At 68.4% G+C, this 18,014-nt stretch carries 11 protein-coding genes and 5 pseudogenes; 4 read left to right on the top strand and 12 right to left on the bottom strand.

Annotated elements, in window-relative coordinates; genetic code table 11:
- Positions 1-151: 151 nt before the first annotated feature.
- The 5 genes and pseudogenes from ACWBNA_RS20150 to ACWBNA_RS20130 form a co-directional block, all read right to left on the bottom strand.
- On the bottom strand, positions 152-760 hold the full coding sequence (locus ACWBNA_RS20150) for an HhH-GDP family DNA glycosylase (protein WP_482705810.1): 609 nt from the start codon (positions 758-760) through the stop codon (positions 152-154).
- 122 nt (positions 761-882) lie between these two features.
- The gene (locus ACWBNA_RS20145) at positions 883-1,599 is read right to left on the bottom strand and encodes a DUF4839 domain-containing protein (protein WP_482705809.1); all 717 of its coding nucleotides are present in this window, start codon (positions 1,597-1,599) and stop codon (positions 883-885) included.
- 603 nt (positions 1,600-2,202) lie between these two features.
- Positions 2,203-3,963 carry an ABC transporter permease subunit gene (locus ACWBNA_RS20140; RefSeq protein ID WP_482705808.1) on the bottom strand — a complete coding sequence of 587 codons (1,761 nt, stop codon included), beginning with the start codon at positions 3,961-3,963 and terminating at the stop codon, positions 2,203-2,205.
- Complete coding sequence (locus ACWBNA_RS20135; protein ID WP_482705807.1) at positions 3,964-5,487, bottom strand: ABC transporter substrate-binding protein; 1,524 nt, start codon at positions 5,485-5,487, stop codon at positions 3,964-3,966.
- Between the two features lie 408 nt (positions 5,488-5,895).
- A pseudogene (locus ACWBNA_RS20130) lies at positions 5,896-6,069 on the bottom strand (transposase); the annotation flags it as partial.
- 495 nt (positions 6,070-6,564) lie between these two features.
- Here ACWBNA_RS20130 and ACWBNA_RS20125 point away from each other — a divergent pair.
- Positions 6,565-6,956: pseudogene (locus tag ACWBNA_RS20125) on the top strand (hypothetical protein).
- A 5-nt stretch (positions 6,957-6,961) separates the two neighbouring features.
- Positions 6,962-7,378: pseudogene (locus ACWBNA_RS20120) on the top strand (nucleotidyl transferase AbiEii/AbiGii toxin family protein); the annotation flags it as partial.
- A gap of 22 nt (positions 7,379-7,400) precedes the next feature.
- Here the strand turns inward: ACWBNA_RS20120 and ACWBNA_RS20115 are convergent.
- Positions 7,401-8,120 (bottom strand): annotated as a pseudogene (locus ACWBNA_RS20115) (C-terminal helicase domain-containing protein); the annotation flags it as partial.
- 273 nt (positions 8,121-8,393) lie between these two features.
- Here ACWBNA_RS20115 and recA point away from each other — a divergent pair.
- A complete protein-coding gene (gene recA / locus ACWBNA_RS20110; RefSeq protein WP_482705806.1) occupies positions 8,394-9,470 on the top strand; it encodes a recombinase RecA in 1,077 nt (358 codons plus the stop codon).
- A gap of 40 nt (positions 9,471-9,510) precedes the next feature.
- Here recA and ACWBNA_RS20105 read toward each other — a convergent pair.
- From ACWBNA_RS20105 to ACWBNA_RS20080, 6 genes and pseudogenes are all read right to left on the bottom strand, one after another.
- Positions 9,511-10,158, bottom strand: a pseudogene (locus tag ACWBNA_RS20105) (FGGY-family carbohydrate kinase); the annotation flags it as partial.
- On the bottom strand, positions 10,068-10,331 hold the full coding sequence (locus tag ACWBNA_RS20100) for a hypothetical protein (RefSeq protein WP_482705875.1): 264 nt from the start codon (positions 10,329-10,331) through the stop codon (positions 10,068-10,070). The gene ACWBNA_RS20100 and the pseudogene ACWBNA_RS20105, both read right to left, overlap by 91 nt.
- Before the next feature lie 111 nt (positions 10,332-10,442).
- Complete coding sequence (locus ACWBNA_RS20095) at positions 10,443-11,462, bottom strand: ABC transporter permease (RefSeq protein WP_482705805.1); 1,020 nt, start codon at positions 11,460-11,462, stop codon at positions 10,443-10,445.
- Positions 11,459-13,066, bottom strand: a complete 1,608-nt coding sequence (locus ACWBNA_RS20090; RefSeq protein WP_482705804.1) for a sugar ABC transporter ATP-binding protein — start codon at positions 13,064-13,066, stop codon at positions 11,459-11,461. The genes ACWBNA_RS20095 and ACWBNA_RS20090 overlap by 4 nt, the downstream gene beginning before the upstream one ends.
- 2 nt (positions 13,067-13,068) lie before the next feature.
- Positions 13,069-14,193: a substrate-binding domain-containing protein gene (locus ACWBNA_RS20085; RefSeq protein WP_482705803.1), complete on the bottom strand. Its 1,125-nt coding sequence runs from the start codon at positions 14,191-14,193 to the stop codon at positions 13,069-13,071.
- 690 nt (positions 14,194-14,883) lie between these two features.
- Positions 14,884-15,915, bottom strand: coding sequence for a LacI family DNA-binding transcriptional regulator (locus ACWBNA_RS20080; RefSeq protein ID WP_482705802.1), 1,032 nt, complete (start codon positions 15,913-15,915; stop codon positions 14,884-14,886).
- Between the two features lie 559 nt (positions 15,916-16,474).
- Between ACWBNA_RS20080 and ACWBNA_RS20075 the strand changes: the two genes are divergently transcribed.
- Positions 16,475-17,974, top strand: a complete 1,500-nt coding sequence (locus ACWBNA_RS20075; RefSeq protein ID WP_482705801.1) for an arabinofuranosidase catalytic domain-containing protein — start codon at positions 16,475-16,477, stop codon at positions 17,972-17,974.
- Positions 17,975-18,014: the final 40 nt, after the last annotated feature.

The raw sequence follows: 18,014 nt of genomic DNA, 5'->3' as shown, positions 1-18,014 counted from the left end.
CGAACGGCTCCGACATCACCCACTCAAGTTCCTTACGTTGTTGATGGGAGGAGAAGACCGGAGACAAGGTCCGCGAACTCGGCCGCGCATCATCCACGAGCAGATCAGCCTGCTGTAACCCTCACCTACAACGGCCAGGCCCGCTGGGTGGCTACGTGGCCTTCGACCTATGCCGCCAAACGGCATGCTCCAGTCCGCCTTTGTCGTGCCCGAGAAGCGCGGCGGCTTCCTCGTACACTGCGCGCAACTGGTCGTATGGGAGGTCCGGAACACCAGCATCCACGGCGAAGGCGCGCAGATGTACGTCAACGGCGACGTGCGAACGGCCGACGAGATTGCCTATGTAGTCAATGCTCTTCGGCCCCACTCCCTTCACCGTGCGCAGAGCGGCGCGATTGGCCTGATGATCGAGCCAGGCGTGGAGGTCCTCGCAGGTATCGACCCCGTGGGCAGCGAGGAGGTCCGTGATGGCGTGAGCCGTCGCGACCTTCTGTGCGTGGTTGAACTTCATGGCCACGCCAAGGTCTTCCGTGACGAGCCGGCGCTGGAAGCCGCGGACTGTTCTTGCATCAGCCCAGCTCAATTGCAGATGGAGGAGCCGCGGTCGGAGAGTCCTCTCGTACTTGCACCGGGGCTGAAAGCTGACGTCGCAGATGACAGCACCCATGTGGGTCCATCCGCCGGGCTTGGGAAACGGACCGCTGCCAAGTAGGTGTTGAACGTGGTCGGCGAGCCGCTGGGCAGGGTTGGATGCGGGCATGGGTCAAGGATGGCGCTGCCGCCCGGCAAGCTGGTGGGAAAGGTCAAAACTCTCGAATGGATGGAGCAGGGGGCCGTTCCATCGGGCAGTCCCCTCCATGATGGGAAGGCTGCCCATTTCGGCTACCGGGTCTCCGTCGAGACCGGGGCGAGGCGGAATAGGCACTGGACCGTGTTGAACTCGACCACCTCGGCGATGAAGCGGAACTTGTCGCCAACTGCAATGGTGGCAGGGACCTCCTTGCCGGTCAGGTGGAGGTTGCCGGTGTTGACGTCCTCGTACTTGAAGTTCGGGCCATCCGTCGTCTGCGGCCCCTTGTCGCCCGGGCCGAGAAGGAAGTCGTAGCGGGTCCGGTCATCCGCGTGGGCCGCCATGTGCCTGATTGACCCGTCGAAGGCGACCGTCTGCCCCTCGTGCTTGGTTGCGAAGTTCACGTTCGCTTCGTCACACGGGTCCGCCTTCAACAACGCTGCGAACTCGCGATTGTTCTGCGCCGTGATCACCTCAGCGGCAGTCGGCTCGTCTGCGTGCGGCGTAGCCGAAGGCTTCTCACTGGCGGCCGTCGAACTGGCTGACGGGCCCTTCTCCTCGTCGCCGTCGCCGAGCGCAACGCCCGTGCCGATGATGGCGGCCAAGACCACGAGGGCGGCTGCCCCCGCCCCGATCAGACGCCAAGGCAGTGGCCTCTTCGCCCGACGGAAGTTGAGGGTGGTGCGAAGTCTGCCTGGGAGCTGTTCCACGAGCTCCCATCCGTCCTTCTGCATCTTCGAGATCACCAAACCGTCGGTGCCCCGAACCGTCTGCACGGCCTTGTACTCGTACCTGATCTCATCGGCCATGCGGCTCCCCGCCCCCTGAAGCGAACTGGTCATACCAACTGGGCGCGAGCATAAATGACTCCACGTGGAGCCCGGCGTCACGAACTGTCGGCTCATCACCGGCATCCGCAGCACGCGCAACGCGTGTAACGGGAGGCCGGAGTCGGCATGCACTACCGAGGGCACACCTCGGACAACGAGTTGATCATCGTTGGTAGCCTCACGAGCGGCGCAAGTGTTCGCCCAGCTCAATGGCCTGCTGATGCAGCTGGGGGCAGATGGAGGGCCGTATAGTTCCAGCCCGTCGGCATGTGTCATCGACATACAGAGCGTGAAGACTTCCACCAGCCTCCCCACCCGGAGCCAGGGAATCGACGCCGACAAGACGGTCGTGGGCCTTCGTTGGCCCGCCCCCGCTCTCCCGCCCGAGATGAATGCGCATAATGCACACGCGCGAAACCGCAGGTCAGGAGCCCTTCGCGACCGGCTCAAGCACCGCAACGCACTCCACATGATGCGTCATCGAAAACACGTCAGGTGGGCGACACCGGTGGAACCTGCAGGTCAGGGTGGATTTTCAGGGCCGCCGAGCGGGAGACCGGATCCCCGAGCGTCAGATGAGCGTCACGGCCGGGATCCGCTCCGTCCCCACGCCGTTCCGGACACCGAGAGAACGGAGAGCAGGACGAGTGCGCATGCCGGGCCGAGCACGGTCCAGGGCGCCAGTTCCACGTACGGCTGGTTCTCCGACAGCAGGCGGCCCCATTCCGCGGTGGGCGGCTGCTCGCCCAGACCGAGGAATCCGAGGGAGGCCAGCACGAGGACCGTGGTGGGCAAGCGCAGGAGGGCGTTACGCAGCACGGCGGGCAGTACGGCGGGCAGCAGGTGATGGCGGAGCAGATATCCCGGGCCGGCGCCGAAGGAGATGGACGCGAGCATGTGGCCGCTGGCCCGTTCCTGTTCGAGCAGGGCCGCGGCCTGTGCGGCGTAGGGGGTCCAGCCGACCAGGCAGACCGCGCACGCGGCGCCCCAGGCCGACGGTCCGGTCACCGCGGTCGTCAGGAGTCCGGCGAGGACCGCCGGCAGCGTCGAGACCACTTCCGTGAGTCCCGCGCCCACCTGTGCCGCCATGCCGAGCAACAGCCCGGTGACGGTGCACACCGCCGTCACCGCGAGGGCCACGCCCACCGTACGCAGCGCCCCTTGGCCCAACCGGGCCAGCAGATCGCGGCCGAGCGCATCCGTACCCAACGGGTGTGCGGCCGAGGGCGGGAGCAGCCGGGCCGCCGTGTCCACGTGCAGGGGATCGCGCAGCAGTCCGGCGAGGACCAGGGTGAGCAGGGCGACGGCACAGGCTCCGGCGGCCCAGCGGCTGGAGCGCCCTTGTGGGAGGGGCGGCGCGTGCAGTGCGGGCAGGGCGCCGTCCCGCAGGGCGGGACCGAGGAGAGCGCGCCGCATGGCCTGGATCAGCAGACCGGCCGCGATGCCCATCAGGACCAGAACCAGTGTCGCGGTCTGCAGGGGCGGGAGATCCTGAGCGATGGCGGCGTCCAGGGCGAGGCGGCCGAGCCCCGGGATGTTGAAGATCTTTTCCACCGCGACAGCACCGCCGACCAGGGCCACGACGGTCGGCAGGAGTTGCGGAAGCACCCCGGCCAGCGTCCGGCGCAGCGCATGCCGGGCGACGCGACCGGCAGCAAACCCGTAGGCGTGCCAGGTCCTGGCCCACGGCTCGTTGAAGGCGGCGGGCAGCGACTGGTCGAGCAGACCGCCGATCATCGCCCCGGACGGGACACCGAGGGCGAGCGCGGGCAGCACCATCGACGACGGCCCCTCCCACCCACTGGACGGGAACCAGCCCAGCCACACCCCGCACACGGTGGCGAGCAGTGAGGCGAGCAGAAACTTGGGCAGCGCGGCGAGGACGGCGGCCCCGGTGGCCCCTCTCCTCCGGCGCAGCCGCCGCCGGGAGCCGAGATACAGCGTGCGGCCACTGACCAGCGCGGCGACCGCGATCGTGACCACGAGCGCGCCGAGCATCAGCGTGAAGGAGACCCCGAAGGCGGCCGTCACCTGCGGCAGAACCGCTTCGCCCGACACCCAGGAAGTGCCCGCGTCGCCCCGCGGCAGCCCGCCCAGCCATTGCGCGAGATGCGCGAACGGCCCCTCGTCCAGGCCCAGTTGCTCACGTACGGCGGCCAGTTGCGCGGGGGTCGGATCCTGGTCGGCGGAGCGGGCCCGCAGGACGGTCAGCGCGGGGTCGTTGCCGGACAGCCAGGGCAGCAGGCTCACGGCCGTCAGCAACGCCGCCCCGGCGGCGAGGCGGCCGATGCCCGCCCGCCAGCGCCCTGGACGGGCATCGACAGCGACCGACGTGACGCTCATCTACTTCAGGCGGGTGTCGACGTCGATCAGGGAGCGCTCGCGAGGATCGAGGAGCACCCCCTCGACGTCCGTGGCGACGCCTTGGACGACCTTCTCATGGACCAGGGGTACGACGGCGTCGGTGCGCAGGATCTCCGCCTCGGCCGACATGATCTTCTGCTGTCGCTTCGCCGTGTCGCCTTCCTCGGCGGCGGACTTGATGGCCTGGTCCACCTTGGAGTCCTTCAGACCGGCGATGTTGTACACGCCGTCGCTCGTGTAGTCGCTCGCCAGGTACGCGACCGCGTCGCCGGTGTCGAGAAGCGTCACGCGAGAGAAGACGAGCGCGTCGTACTTGCCGGCCAGCAGGTCGGCCTCCATCTGCGTGTATTCGCGCACGTCCTGCTTCACCGTGAACCCGGCCTTCTCCAGCTGCTGCTGGACGACGGTCGCTGCCTCGGGCAGTTCCGCGCGGTTGGTGTAGGTGGCCAGGCGCAGGGTCTTGCCCTTCGCCTTGGACTTGACCTGTGCGGTGGTCGCGGCCTCAGCGCGGCCGGTGACGTCGACGCGCTTGCCGGCTGCCCAGGACACGGCGGGCCCGAACAGGCCCTGCGCGGGGTCGGCGTACCCACCGAAGACCGAGTCGACGAGCGCGGCGCCGTCCACGGCCTCGCGGGCTGTCGCGCGCAGTGCGGGGTCGGTGAACAGGCCGCTGCCGGTGTTGAGGATCAGACTGTCGGTCCGTACGGACGGCACCTCGTGACGGGTCTTCTCGTCCAGCAGCTTCGCCTGGGCGGTGGGGATCCACTCGGCGATGTCGACGTCGTCGCCGCGTAGGGCGTTGGCGCGGGCGGCGCCGTCGGCTATCCACGTCACGTCGATCCCGGACGCCTTGGCCTTGCCACCCCAGTAGCCGTCGTAACGGTCGAGTGTGGCCCTGGACTTGCCGGTGAGTTTCGCTATCTCGAAGGGGCCCGTTCCGGTGCCGACCGGGCTGACCGTGCCGTCCTTCGCGTACGCCTTCGGCGCGAGGATGCCCAGCGCCGGGCTGGCCAGCCGCAGCGGGAGCACCGGGTCGGCCGCCTTGGTGCTGATGGTGACGGTGTCAGCGTCCTCGGCCTTCGCGGTGAGGGTCACTTCACTGAGGACGCGGGGCTTGGGCACGGCGGCACCCGCGTGGTCGAGCGCGCTGACGACGGACTCGGCTGTGACCTGGGCGCCGTCCTGGAAGGTGGCCTTGCGCAGCTCGAAGGTCCAGGTGGTGTCGTTCGTCTGCTTCCAGGACTTCGCCAGCGCGGGCGCGGCGGCGCCGTTCTTGTCCAGCGCGGTCAGGCCCTCGGCGACGGAAAGCTTGCTCAGCAAGGTGGCGTCGTTGCTGTATGGCGACAGAGCCTGCACCGGCGGCACCGCGAGAGCCACCCTCAGCCGGCCCGCCGACCCGCCTTCTGCATCCGTACCCGAGCCTCCTTCGCCGGACACGAAACAGCCGGCCAGCAGCGGGGTGAGAGCAAGCGCCGCGAAGAGGCCACGGGAGGTCGTACGCATGGGGGTCCTGTCGTCCGGGAGAAGACGGTGCACCCCAGCCACACCAGATGGGGCGGCAGGGCGAGGGCAGCATATAAGGCAAGCCTTACTTGACCTCACCAGGGTAAGTGAAATCTCAACCAATGAGATCGATCCACACGGCCGCCGACGGCGGCTCTTCGCTGTCCATCCGAGCAGGTCCGTTACGTGCCGGGTGCGCCGCGGGCGGCAGACCAGGGCAGACGGGCGAGCCGGTTTCCGGCTCCATACGGAAAGACGCCAGAAGGGAGAGGGTCTGTCGTATTCGCAGGTCAAGACCCATTTACTGCTCCACCAAAGCGCCCTTCGGATGCTCGGAGCGTCAAACGAGCGTCATGACCAACAGTCGATCCCTCCTCTTCAGGGCCCGCCTAGTCTCTTTCTCTTTCGTCATCGCCAGATGAGGATGGCGGCGAGGCCGAGTGCGGCCTGGTAGGCGATGGCAAGCTTGTCCGTTCGCATGGCCAGGCCGCGCCACCGCTTGAACCGGTTGATGCATCGCTCTACCGCGTAGCGCTGCTTGTATGCCTCAGCATCGAAAGCGGGCGGGCCGCCGACCTGACGCTCCGTCGGGAACAGCGTCAAATGAGCGTCAGGACGGTTTCCCATACGCCCCCACGGGCCGAGGAGAACGCGTCCATCACCTCGCGAGACGCCCACGAAGCCGCAGGTCGAACCCACTCCCCGGCACCAGGACACGTTCCACGTCGTGTATTTCGGGGAACGTCGAGCGCACCCGGACGCGCCTGAGCAACCTAGGAAAACTGCAGGTCAGAGACCCTTTGCAGCGGGCTCAAGAATCGCCACACACTCCACGTGCGACGTCATCGGAAAGGTGCCGACCTGAGCGAGTGAGGGAAAAGGCCAGGTCAGAGCCGCCTTCTCGGCTCACCGCGAGGCGTGCGGACGACCAGAGCGTCACGACCGATTGCCCGTCCTGCCCACTCGGGCAGACCGAGCTGCTAAAGGCAGCTCCCCAGCAGGCTCCGCCTCTCTCACGTCAGACACCGGCTCGCTCATCATGACCCGCGCCACTCCTCCGGCCGCCATAATGGACTCATGCCCTCCAGCTCACAGCACCCCGCACCCGCGCCAAGGGACTCCGGGGCGCAGACGCCGAGGACCTCGCGCTCTACCGGGAGAAGTTCCGGCGTCGTCTGCCGGAGTCGCTGGATGAGTTGTCCGGCCCGGCCCAGGGGATCGTGGAGCTGCCGCTGCACATGGCCTGGTCGGGGATGACCTCGTACGACCTGACCAAGCCTCGCCAGCGCATGGGCCTGTACCGCACCGTCCTGCACGAGGGCCTGCGTGATGACCTGCCCCGGTACCTCAACCGGGACCTACTCCTCCAGCTGTGGCCTGTGCTGCGCACCCTCGTCGGTCGCACCGTGCGCGCCGTATGGGAAGACGCCTTCCCCCAGCTCGCCTCCCGCACCCGGGCAGCCGCGTGACGGACATGCCGGAGCTGCACACGCGGCTCCTGGCGGATGTGATCGCGCTAGGTTCCCCGTATCCACTGGTTCTCACCGGTGGATACGCCGTGCGGGCCCACCGCCTCGTGAACCGCCCCAGCCAGGACCTCGACGTCGCCACCGAGAACCCGGCCCCCATGGCCGACATCGCCGCCACGCTCCGCGCCGGCCTGGAAGCCCGCGGTTGGAAGGTGCACGCGCTGGAGACCGCCCCGCTGTCCGCCCGCTTCACCGTGTCCGACCCGGCCACCGGGGAGGAATGCGAAGTCGACATCCTCAAGGAAATCTTCTGGCGGCCAGTCACCCAAAGCCCGTACGGGCCCGTCCTCGCGGAGGAGGACGTGATCGGGACCAAGGTCCGCGCCCTCGCCGACCGCGGAGCGCCCCGCGACCTGATCGAACGAGGTCCTGTACTCGGCCTCCTCACGGGCCGCCGAGCCGCGCCGTCACTCGCTCCGCTCGGTCGGCCCACACATGCCAGGCAGGCAGCCGCACGCCGTTCGGCAGCAGGGCCGTGTGGCTGAGGGCGAGCTTCAAGTGGCGTGCGTCCTCCATGTCGGAGGACGCCCCGTGGTCCAGCCGGACCTGGACAGCACCCGTGCCTCGGCGGACGTCGAAGTCGTAGGGGTAGCCGTCAGCCGTGACGTTCCTGTCGAGCAGGACTCCGGACATCGCGTCTGCCAGCATGAGTTGAAGCCGGTCGCCAACAAGCTCGTCCTGCTGCCCGGAGTTCGCACCGGGCGAAAGCAGCGCTGCTTTGGCCTCAGCCGCGTCCAGCACTGCATGCGGCATGCCCGCCCGAACCGACCAGAAGTCGCGGTCGCCGAACACGATGAGGTGCGAGCGGGCGCGGGTGATGGCCACGTTCCACAGATTGACCTCGCGGCAGAGCCAGTTGACCGCACTGGGGCGCATTCTCGCACCTGCTACCAGGGACAAAAGGATCACGTCTTGCTGTCCCCCCTGGAACGCGTGCACCGTGCCGACCCGAACGCGCCCCTCGTGCTTCCAGCGCTCGGCGATCAGGTCCTTCTGAGCACGGAATGGGGTGACCACCCCTACCGTAGAACCTTCAGGCAACCGCATCAGCAACCGCTCCACGGAAAGATGAACGCGCTCTGCCTCCTCCTCGTTCATCCACGACCCATTGCTAACGTCACGAAGTCGGTGGAGGGCATTCTCGGAAGCAGTGACGACATTCGACGGCGCCGCGGTTCAGCGAGGGAAAGCGGGCGGCGGCGCGGTCTGCGTCCGGAGCGCGACCCGTCCCGCTCCCCTCTGTTTGGTACCTTTCACTGGACACGCAAATCGATCGGATGTTCGTTTACTGGGATCTCCGAGACGTCCGTTGTCGGCAGTAGACGCTCACGTTCTCCGACGTGCGGCGTGCCACACAATCGGACCGGGTGAAAGCTCATGGCAGGAACCGACCACGAGAAGGCGCTGGACACCGCGCTCGCACAGATCGAGCGGAAATTTGGCAGGGGCGCGGTCATGCGCCTCGGCGAGCGGCCCAATGAGCCCATCGAGGTGATCCCTACAGGATCGACCGCGCTGGACGTGGCGCTCGGCGTGGGCGGTCTGCCCCGCGGCCGTGTGGTGGAGGTATACGGGCCGGAGTCCTCCGGCAAGACGACCCTGACGTTGCACGCAGTAGCGAACGCACAGAAGGCCGGCGGCTCGGTGGCCTTCATCGACGCCGAGCACGCACTCGACCCCGAGTACGCCAAGAAGCTCGGCGTCGACACCGACAACCTCATCCTGTCCCAGCCGGACAACGGTGAACAGGCGCTGGAGATCGTCGACATCCTGATCCGCTCCGGCGCGATCGACTTGATCGTGATCGACTCCGTCGCGGCCCTGGTGCCACGCGCCGAGATCGAGGGCGAGATGGGCGACTCCCACATGGGTCTGCAGGCCCGTCTGATGAGCCAGGCGCTGCGGAAGATCACCAGTGCGCTGAGCCAGTCCAAGACCACCGCGATCTTCATCAACCAGCTCCGCGAGAAGATCGGCGTGATGTTCGGCTCGCCGGAGACCACGACCGGTGGCCGGGCGCTGAAGTTCTACGCCTCGGTGCGGCTCGACATCCGACGTATCGAGACGCTGAAGGACGGCACCGACGCGGTCGGCAACCGCACCCGCGTCAAGGTCGTCAAGAACAAGTGCGCTCCGCCCTTCAAGCAGGCCGAGTTCGACATCCTCTACGGGCAGGGCATCAGCCGCGAGGGCGGCCTGATCGACATGGGCGTGGAGAACGGCTTCGTCCGCAAGGCGGGCGCCTGGTACACGTACGAGGGCGCCCAGCTCGGCCAGGGCAAGGAGAACGCCCGCAACTTCCTCAAGGACAACCCCGGCCTCGCCGACGAGATCGAGAAGAAGATCCTCGAGAAGCTCGGAATCGGGGCACCGGCGAAGGCCGCAGTCGCCGAGGACACGGGCGACGTCCCGGTCCCTGGTGCCGCCCGGACCTCGGCGGGTAACGCCGCCTGACAGTCACGGGCGCGGCCTGGCCGGGGGCAGGCTTCCGACATGACGCCTCGGCGCGGATCCGGCGCAGTCGGTGCATGACCTCGTTGGCGCCGCGGCCGAAGTAGTCGTGCAGGAGCCGGTATTCGGCGTACAGGCGGTCATAGGCCCCGGCCCGCTCGGGGTCGGGGAGGAACACGGCTGGGCGGGCCTTGGCCATGGCGTGGGAGGCCGCCCGGATGTCGGCGTACGCCCCGGCCGCCACCGCGGCGTGCATGGCCGCGCCGAGAGCGGGACCCTGTGCCGAGTCGATGACACCGAGGGGACGGCGGGTGACGTCGGCGTAGATCTGCATCAGCAGCGCGTTCTTGGTCAGCCCGCCCGCGATGATCAGCTCTCGTACCGGCACGCCGGCGGTCTCGAATGTCTCGATGATGGTGCGGGTGCCGAAGGCGGTGGCTTCCAGCAGCGCCCGGTAGACGTCCTCGGGGCGGGTGGACAGGGTCAGGCCCACCACGACGCCGCTGAGGTCGTGGTCGACCAGGACGCTGCGGTTGCCGCTCTGCCAGTCCAGCGCGATCAGACCGTGCTCGCCCACCCGCTGCCCGGCCGCCAGCGCCGTCAGGTGTTCGTGCGGGTCACGCCCCAGGGCGGCGGCCTCTTCGGCGTACGACGCGGGGAAGCCGGTGCGGATGAACCAGCCGAAGATGTCCCGTCGGGCAGCTCCCGGTCCAGGACCGCGTGCCGGTACCCCTGCTCGGCGGTCCCCAACTCCGCGCCGTCCCGTACACGGACCACCACGGCCCGGCCGGACAGCGTCCCGAAGTCGACTCCTACGACGCAGGGTTCCGGGTTCCCGGCTGTCTCGTCTCCGGCGTTCACCATCAGCCTCCTCACATTGACGTAATGGACGTATTCGACATATCGATCGCTGTTCGATCTTCTGAGGGAGCCGAGGCGGCATCCGTGTCCGGATCGGCGGAGTCGAGGGACGTGCTAGCTGCGGCTCCTGCCGAAGTAGCGGGCGCGCACCCGGTCGAGCAGGATGGCGACGCCGAGAACCGCTCCCTGCACCACCTGCTGGTCGTACGGGCTGACCTTGAGCGCGAGCAGGCCGTTGGTGATGAACTCCAGCAGGATCGCGCCGGCCGCGATGCCGGCGATACGCCCCTCGCCGCCGGAGAGCGACATGCCGCCGACCACCGCGGCGGCGATCGCGGTCAGTTCCCAGCCGGCGCCGACCGAGGGGTCGGCCACGTTCATCCGGCCGATCACCATGATGCCGACCACACCGGCCAGCGCGGCGCTGGCGACGTAGGTGGAGGTGATCCGGCGGGCGGTCGGGATGCCGGCCAGCCGGGCGGCCTCCTTGTTGCCGCCGACCGCGTAGATCTGGCGGCCCACGTAGGTGCGCTCCAGCACGAACCAGGCGATGGCGGCCGCTCCCACGAAGAACAGTGCGGGAACCGGCACTTGGCCGATGTAGAACTGGCTCAGGTTGCTGAACATCGGGTCCAGGTTGTTGATGGGCGAGCCGCTGGTGATCGCGAGTGCCAGGCCCTGGGCCACGGTGTAGGTGACCAGGGTGATCACGAAGGGCGGCACGTTCAGGCGGGTGACCATGACACCGTGCCAGAGGCCGACGCCGCCGCAGATCACGAGCGTGAGCAGCATGGCGAGAGGCGCGGGCAGGCCCTCGTTCACGTTCATCCAGGCGGCCAGGATGCCGGCCAGACCGGCCAGCGCGCCCACCGAGAGGTCGATGCCACCGGTCAGGATGACCAGCGACTCGCCGATCGCCAGGATGCCGACCTGCGACAGGTCGCGGCCCATCACCTGGAGGTTGCCCACCGCGGTGTACGTGTCCGCATTGGCCGCGATCCCGGCGAACACCAGCACGCAGGCGATGATCACGCCGGCCTCCGGGGAGGCCGCGAGCTTGCGGGCGAGGCTCGATACCGCCGGGCGGGAACGCGGCACGACCTCGTCGGGTACGAGCGTGCTCTGAGCGCTCATGCTGTGGCTCCGTTCGTCAGCTGTTCCTGATCGGGCTGTTCCTGATCTGGCGATGCCTGATCGGGCGATGCCTGGTTGAGGGGGGACGTTCCGGCCGCGGCCGTCATGATCCGTTCCTTGGTGGCATCGGCCCGGTCGAGGACCGTGACCACCCGCCCGTGGTTCATCACGGCGATGCGATGGCAGATCCACAGCAGTTCCTCCAGTTCTGAGGAGGCCACCACCAGCGCCATGCCCTGCTCGGCTGCACGGTCGATCAGCTTGTAGATCTCCGCCTTCGCGCCCACGTCCACGCCGCGGGTCGGCTCGTCGAGCAGCAGCAGACGCGGCTGCGCGGCGAAGGCGCGGCCGAAGATGGCGCGCTGCTGGTTGCCGCCGGACAGCGAGCCGATCGGCTGCTCCACCGACCGCATCCGCACGTTGACGTTCTCGGTGATCTTCCGTGCCTCGGCGCGTTCCCGGCCCGGGCCGAGCAGGCCCCGGGTGCTGATCCGCCTGAGCACCGAGACGACGACATTCGACCGGATGGACGCGAACAGCACGAGCGACTGCTCCTTGCGGTCCTCGGGGATCAGCGCGATCCCGGCCGCCACGCCGTCACCCGCGCCCCGCGGCTGGTAGGGCTCGCCGCCCAGCAGCATCCGGCCGCCCGTCGAGGGCTGCGCGCCGGCGATCGTGTGGACGAGGCGGCTACGGCCCGAGCCCATCAGTCCGGCCACGCCGAGGATCTCGCCCTCGCGCACCTCCAGGTCGACGGGGCCGAGACCGTCCGCGGTCAGGCCCTCGACCTGCAGCAGGACCGGGCTCGCCGCCGACGCCTTCGGCTCACCCTGCGTGACCTCACCGCCGACCATCTCCCGGATCAGCCGATCCTCGGTGGCCTGAGCCGGTTCGAGGTCGGCGACCAGCCTGCCGTTGCGCAACACCAGGACGCGGTCGCTGATGTCCCGTACCTCGTCGAGACGGTGCCCGATGAACAGCACCGTGCCGCCGCGTTCGGCCAGTTGCCGGGCCAGGCCCAGCACCATCTCGGCCTCGACCGGACCCAGGGAGGAGGTCGGCTCGTCAAGGATCAGCAGCTTGGGCTCGCGGCCCCAGGCCTTGGCGATCTCGATCATCTGCCGCGTCGGCACCGGAAGGGTGCGCACCTCCCGGCTCACCGCGATCGTCTCCGCGGACACACCGATCTCCGTCAGCATCGCCTCGGCCTCGGCCCGCTGTGCGGCACGGTCCACCAGGAACCGCCGCTGCGACTTCCGCGGACGGCGGCCGAGCAGCAGGTTCTCCGCCACCGAGAGCTGTCCCACCAGAGGGAACTCCTGCGAGACCATGGCGATACCGAGTTGCCCAGCGGCCTCGGTGGACCCCGCGACGAGGGGCTCGCCGTCGATCAGGATCTCGCCGCCGTCCCGGTGGACCGATCCGGCCAGTGTGCCCATCAGCGTGGATTTTCCGGCGCCGTTCTCGCCGACCACGCCGATCACCTGGCCGGCGTAGAGGTCGAGTTCCGGCAGGTCCAGGACGCGCACCGGTCCGTAGGACTTGTGCACTCCCCGCAGCCGCGCGGTGATCGCGCGGCCCGGGGCGTTCCTTGTGGCCGTCATGCTCAGCCGATCCCGAGCTTCGACTCGAGGGACTGGTACGCGCTCAGGTCGGACTGGGTGACCAGGCCCACGCCGGAGCTCAGGGTTGAACCGTCCTTCTCCAGGTACGGCTTGACGATCGCCATCGTCTTGGCCTTGCCCAGCACCTTCTCCGCGGCCAGAATGTACGCCCCGGTGTAGCCCTGCTGGTACGGCATCTGCACAACGGTGCCGGAGATGACGCCGGACTTGATGAACTTCAGGGTCTGGGCGTCGGAATCGTCGGACACGATGTGCACCGAAGACGTCTTGCCCGCCGAGGTCACCGCCTGCGCCAGCGCGGGGCCGTCGTAGGAGTAAACGCCGTAAAGGCCGTTGACGTCGGGGTTGTTGGCCAGGATGGTCTCGGCGTCGGAGGTCGCGGTGCTGGCCTGGAGGTTGTCGTTGACCTTCTGGGCGACCGTGATCTTGGTGCCCTTCAGCGCGGCTTCGAAGCCCGCGATGCGCTGGGTGGCGTTCGACGCGGTGAGCGAGCCGACCAGGATCGCCACCTTGCCCTTGCCGCCGAGCACCTGCTTCATCGCGGTGCCCGCCTGGAATCCGGCGGTGTAGTTCGGGGTGCCGAGGTAGAGCGAGGCCGCGTCGGTGCCGGGCAGCGGCGAGTCGATCGCCAGGACGCCGATGCCCTTCTGAACGTCGGAGTGGATGGTCCCCGCAGCTGACGTCGGGTCGATCGCCGAGATCGAGTAGCCGGTGACGCCCTGCGAGCGCAGGGTCTCCAGCTCCGAGTTCTGCTCGGTCAACTTGCCGTTGGCCGGAGCGAAGTACGTGCACTTGCTCTTCGCGACGCCGAGGTCGGAGCAACCCTTGAGGAACCCGACCTGACCGGCCTTCCAGTAGTCGGCGGCCACGTTCACGACCATCGCGATGTCGACTTTGGACACGTCCTTGCCGGCCAGCGCCGACTTCAGCGCCGCGTCGAGCTTGGCGAGGCTCGTCTGGTTGAAGCTGACCGAACCGGCCAGCGCGACCGGGGCCGCGCTGGAGCCCGCGCTCGAGCGCGCCGAGCCGGAGGAGTCGGAGCCGCCCGCGTTCTTGGAGCAGCCGGCAGCGGTGAGCGAGATGAGCACGGCGGTCGCGGCGGCCACAGTGCGGGCTCGTCTGGTGCGAATCATGGGTGATCAGCGCCCTTCTAGGCGTGTCGGGGGGCGAGCCCACGACCGGGACGGATGTGGGCAACTGGGGATGACTGGATCGCGATCCCGGCCGCCGGGCCCGGCCGATGGCACACCGGTGCCCAGGGGCGGGCGGGGAGGTTGAGGGTGGTCCACTCGGGAGTCGTCGGCGGGCGAGTGGCCGGCCTGGATCCGGCGGATCGCGCGGGTGGACCGGTAGATGGCGGAGGAATGCCGCCGGGTGGGAGCCGACCGTGTGACCGTGGCAGGGGCGGCAGGTCGGTGATGCCAAGTCGCCTGATGGTTAGTCAGAACATGTGGGCCATTGGGCGGGACGGTGGCCTGGGTGAAGCGGTCGCGGCCGCCGGGGAAGCTCCGGATCGCGTGCGGTCGGCCACCACTTCGCCGGTTTCACAGCCCAAACGGCCTGGACGGCGCGGTCGTTCGGCCTAGGCACGTCACTTGCGACGGCGGGCCCCTGACGATCGGGAGCCGGACGACGTGGTGTTTGTCCCGCAGCCGGAGCGTTGGCGATCACGGTAACTGGGAGCGGCCCATGTCGGTTTCCTTTCCTGTGGGCAGGTCGGTGGTGCGACGGACGACGGGCGAGACTCCGACGATGGTTCGGCCGGTGTGCGTCGGTCAGTGTCTGGGACGGGTCGGTCAGTGTCTGGGACGGGTCGCCGAGGTTCGCACCACCAGACTGGGCGGGATGACGATGTGAGGTGTCTCGTTGGCCGGCGGAATCCCGGCGTCGGGATCACCGACGATCTCGATCAGCGCACGCAGGGCACGTCGGCCGAGTTCGTCGAAGTCCTGGCGGACGGTGGTCAGTGACGGTCCGAAGTACTCGGCCTCCGGCGTGTCGTCGAAGCCGACGACACTGATGTCCTCGGGCACCCGGAGCCCGGCCTGTTGCAGCGCCCGCAGCAGGCCGAGCGCCATGTGGTCGTTGGCGCAGAACACCGCGGTGATATCGGGGTCTGCGGCGATCCGTCGACCGTGCTCGTATCCGGTGCGGGCCGTCCAGTCACCGCCGACCAGCGGCTCGGCCACCGCGGCGTCCCGCTTTTCCAGGGCGTTGCGCCATCCGGCCTCACGCTCCTGGGCGTCGAGCCAGGAACGCGGCCCGACCAGGTGGTGCACCGTGTGATGGCCGAGGTCGAGCAGGTAGGAGGTGGCGAGCTCGGCACCCGCCTCGTTGTCCACGGCGACCGAGGCCAACGCGGTGTGGGTACCGCAGCCGACCGCGACCAAGGGCACGTCCGGCGGCACGTTCGCCAGTGCGCCGACCGCGGCGGTCTGCGGCGCGATGACGATGATTCCCGCCACGCCCTGGTCCCGGAGACGGTCGACGGCGTCCAGCAGCGAACGCCGATCGAGCGCGCCGACGGCGGCCACGGTGACGAAGTACTCCTGCTGCCGGGCCGCCTGTTCGATGCCGTAGAGCATGCAGGCCGGGCCGTACAGCGTGGTGTTGAAGCTGATCACACCGAGGGTGCGGGTGCGGCGTGTTGCCAGGGTGCGGGCGGCGGCGTTGGGGCGGTAGCCGAGTTCGCGGACCGCCGCGAGCACACGGATCCGGGTGACGGGCCGCACGTTCGGGTGGTCGTTGAGGACCCGCGAGACGGTCTGGTGCGAGACGCCCGCGATCCGGGCCACGTCCGCCATCACGGGTGCACGAGCCCCTTCCATGCTCAACCTCCTCACGCGGCGTCACGTTTCGAGCGGTGCGGTTCCCGGCCGACACCAGGAGCGTTGTGGGGGAATTGTTAGCGCACACATTTTCGGTAGGTCAATCGCTCCCCGTACTGTCTTTCGGAATTCTTAACCGCGTTGCCAGGGCCGAGAACCGCCTTGACCTGCTCATCCGTCACCCATGGCGGAGCAGGATGGCTGCCGACCGAGCACCGGGGCCAAAGCAGCGCATGACCTTAGTTTCCGCACTCTTGACTGTTCAACTGTGTTGCCTGCAGTTCACCGCGGCGTAAAAAGATGGTGTCGCGAGACCGGTCGATCAGTCACCGACCACGTGAGAACGGCGCGGACACAACACCGCGGTCCAGCCCCAACAGAGCGACCGACAGGCCGACCGCACCCTCGCCTCCCTACAGCTCGGATGAGGGGCGGCATCCGAGACGTCCTCCATTGTTAGCGCTCACATCCCCCCTCCCCCGCTGAGCGGTCGACGCCCCCTGCTCCCTGCGCACGCGGCGTCGCGCCGGACAAGAACGCACGACGGAAGAGGTTCACAGTGATAGGCAGACACCTGAGAGGGATCCGGCTGAAGGTGGTGGGCGCGGTCCTCACGCTGCTCGCCGGCATCCTGGCCGGAGTCATCGGTACCGCGGGGACGGCTCAGGCCGCTTCGTCCCTGCCCTGCGACATCTACGCCTCCGCGGGGACGCCCTGCGCCGCGGCGCACAGCACCACGCGGGCGCTCTACGCCTCCTACAACGGCGCTCTCTACCAGGTCAAGCGCACCTCGGACTCCGCCACGACCAACATCGGCGTACTCACCGCCGGCGGCTACGCCAACGCCGCGGCACAGGACTCCTTCTGCGCCGGCACGACCTGCGTCATCACCAAGATCTACGACCAGAGCCCGAACCACAACGACCTGACCATCGAGGGACCGGGCGGCAACGGCGGACAGGACGTCGGCGCGATCGCCAACGCCCTGCCGGTCACGGTCGGCGGCCACGCGGCATACGGCGTCTTCGTGTCCGCCGGCGTCGGCTACCGCGACAACAGCACCACGGGCATCGCCACCGGCAGCTCGCCCGAGGGCGCGTACATGGTGACCAGCGGCCACCACGTGAACCACCGGTGCTGCTTCGACTACGGCAACGCCGAGACGTCCGGCAACGACACCGGCAACGGACACATGGACGCGATCAACTTCGGTACGGAGTGCTGGTTCTCGTGTTCCGGCGCCGGATCGGGCCCTTGGGTCGAGGCGGACCTGGAGAACGGGCTCTTCTTCGGAGGAAACGGCTCGAACGCGAACAACAAGGGCAACTCCAGCGAGTACGTCACCGCCATGGAGAAGAACAACGGCACGACGACCTACGCCATCAAGGGCGGCAACGCACAATCGGGCTCTCTGACCACCTGGTACAACGGCGCTCTACCCAACCTCGGCGGCTACACCCCGATGCACATGGAGGGCGCCATCGTCCTCGGCACCGGCGGTGACAACAGCAACGGGTCCGACGGCTCCTTCTTCGAAGGCGTCATGACCTCCGGCTACCCGACCGACGCCGCCGACAACGCCGTTCAGGCCAACGTCACCTCCGTCGGCTACACCACGCCGGCCGCCGCCTTCCCCGTCGCCGGCACCGCCTACCGCCTGACCAACACCAACTCCGGCAAGGTCCTGGACGCGGTGAACTGCGGTACCGCCAACGGGACTTCGGTCGACATCTGGTCCTCGCTCGGCAACACCTGCCAGCAGTGGAAGTTCGCCGCCGCAGGCAACGGCCACTACACCATCACCAACGTCAACAGCGGCACGGTCCTGGACGACAAGAACTGCGGGGAGAGCAACGGCACCGCCGTCCAGTTGTGGGCCTCGCTCGGCAACGCCTGCCAGCAGTGGGACGTCACCAAGGCCGGCAGCCACTACAGCATCACCAACGTCAACACCGGAATGGCGCTGGACGTCGCGAACTGCGGAACGGCCAACGGCACCACGGTCCGCCAGTGGCAGCAACTCGACAACACATGCCAGCAGTGGGACATCGCCCCCTGACCGAACCCACCGAGTCATCCGTCCCGTCGGCGGCGGCGAG

Source organism: Streptomyces sp. Q2 (genome assembly GCF_056820935.1).
This window is presented reverse-complemented; position numbering and strand designations above follow the sequence as displayed.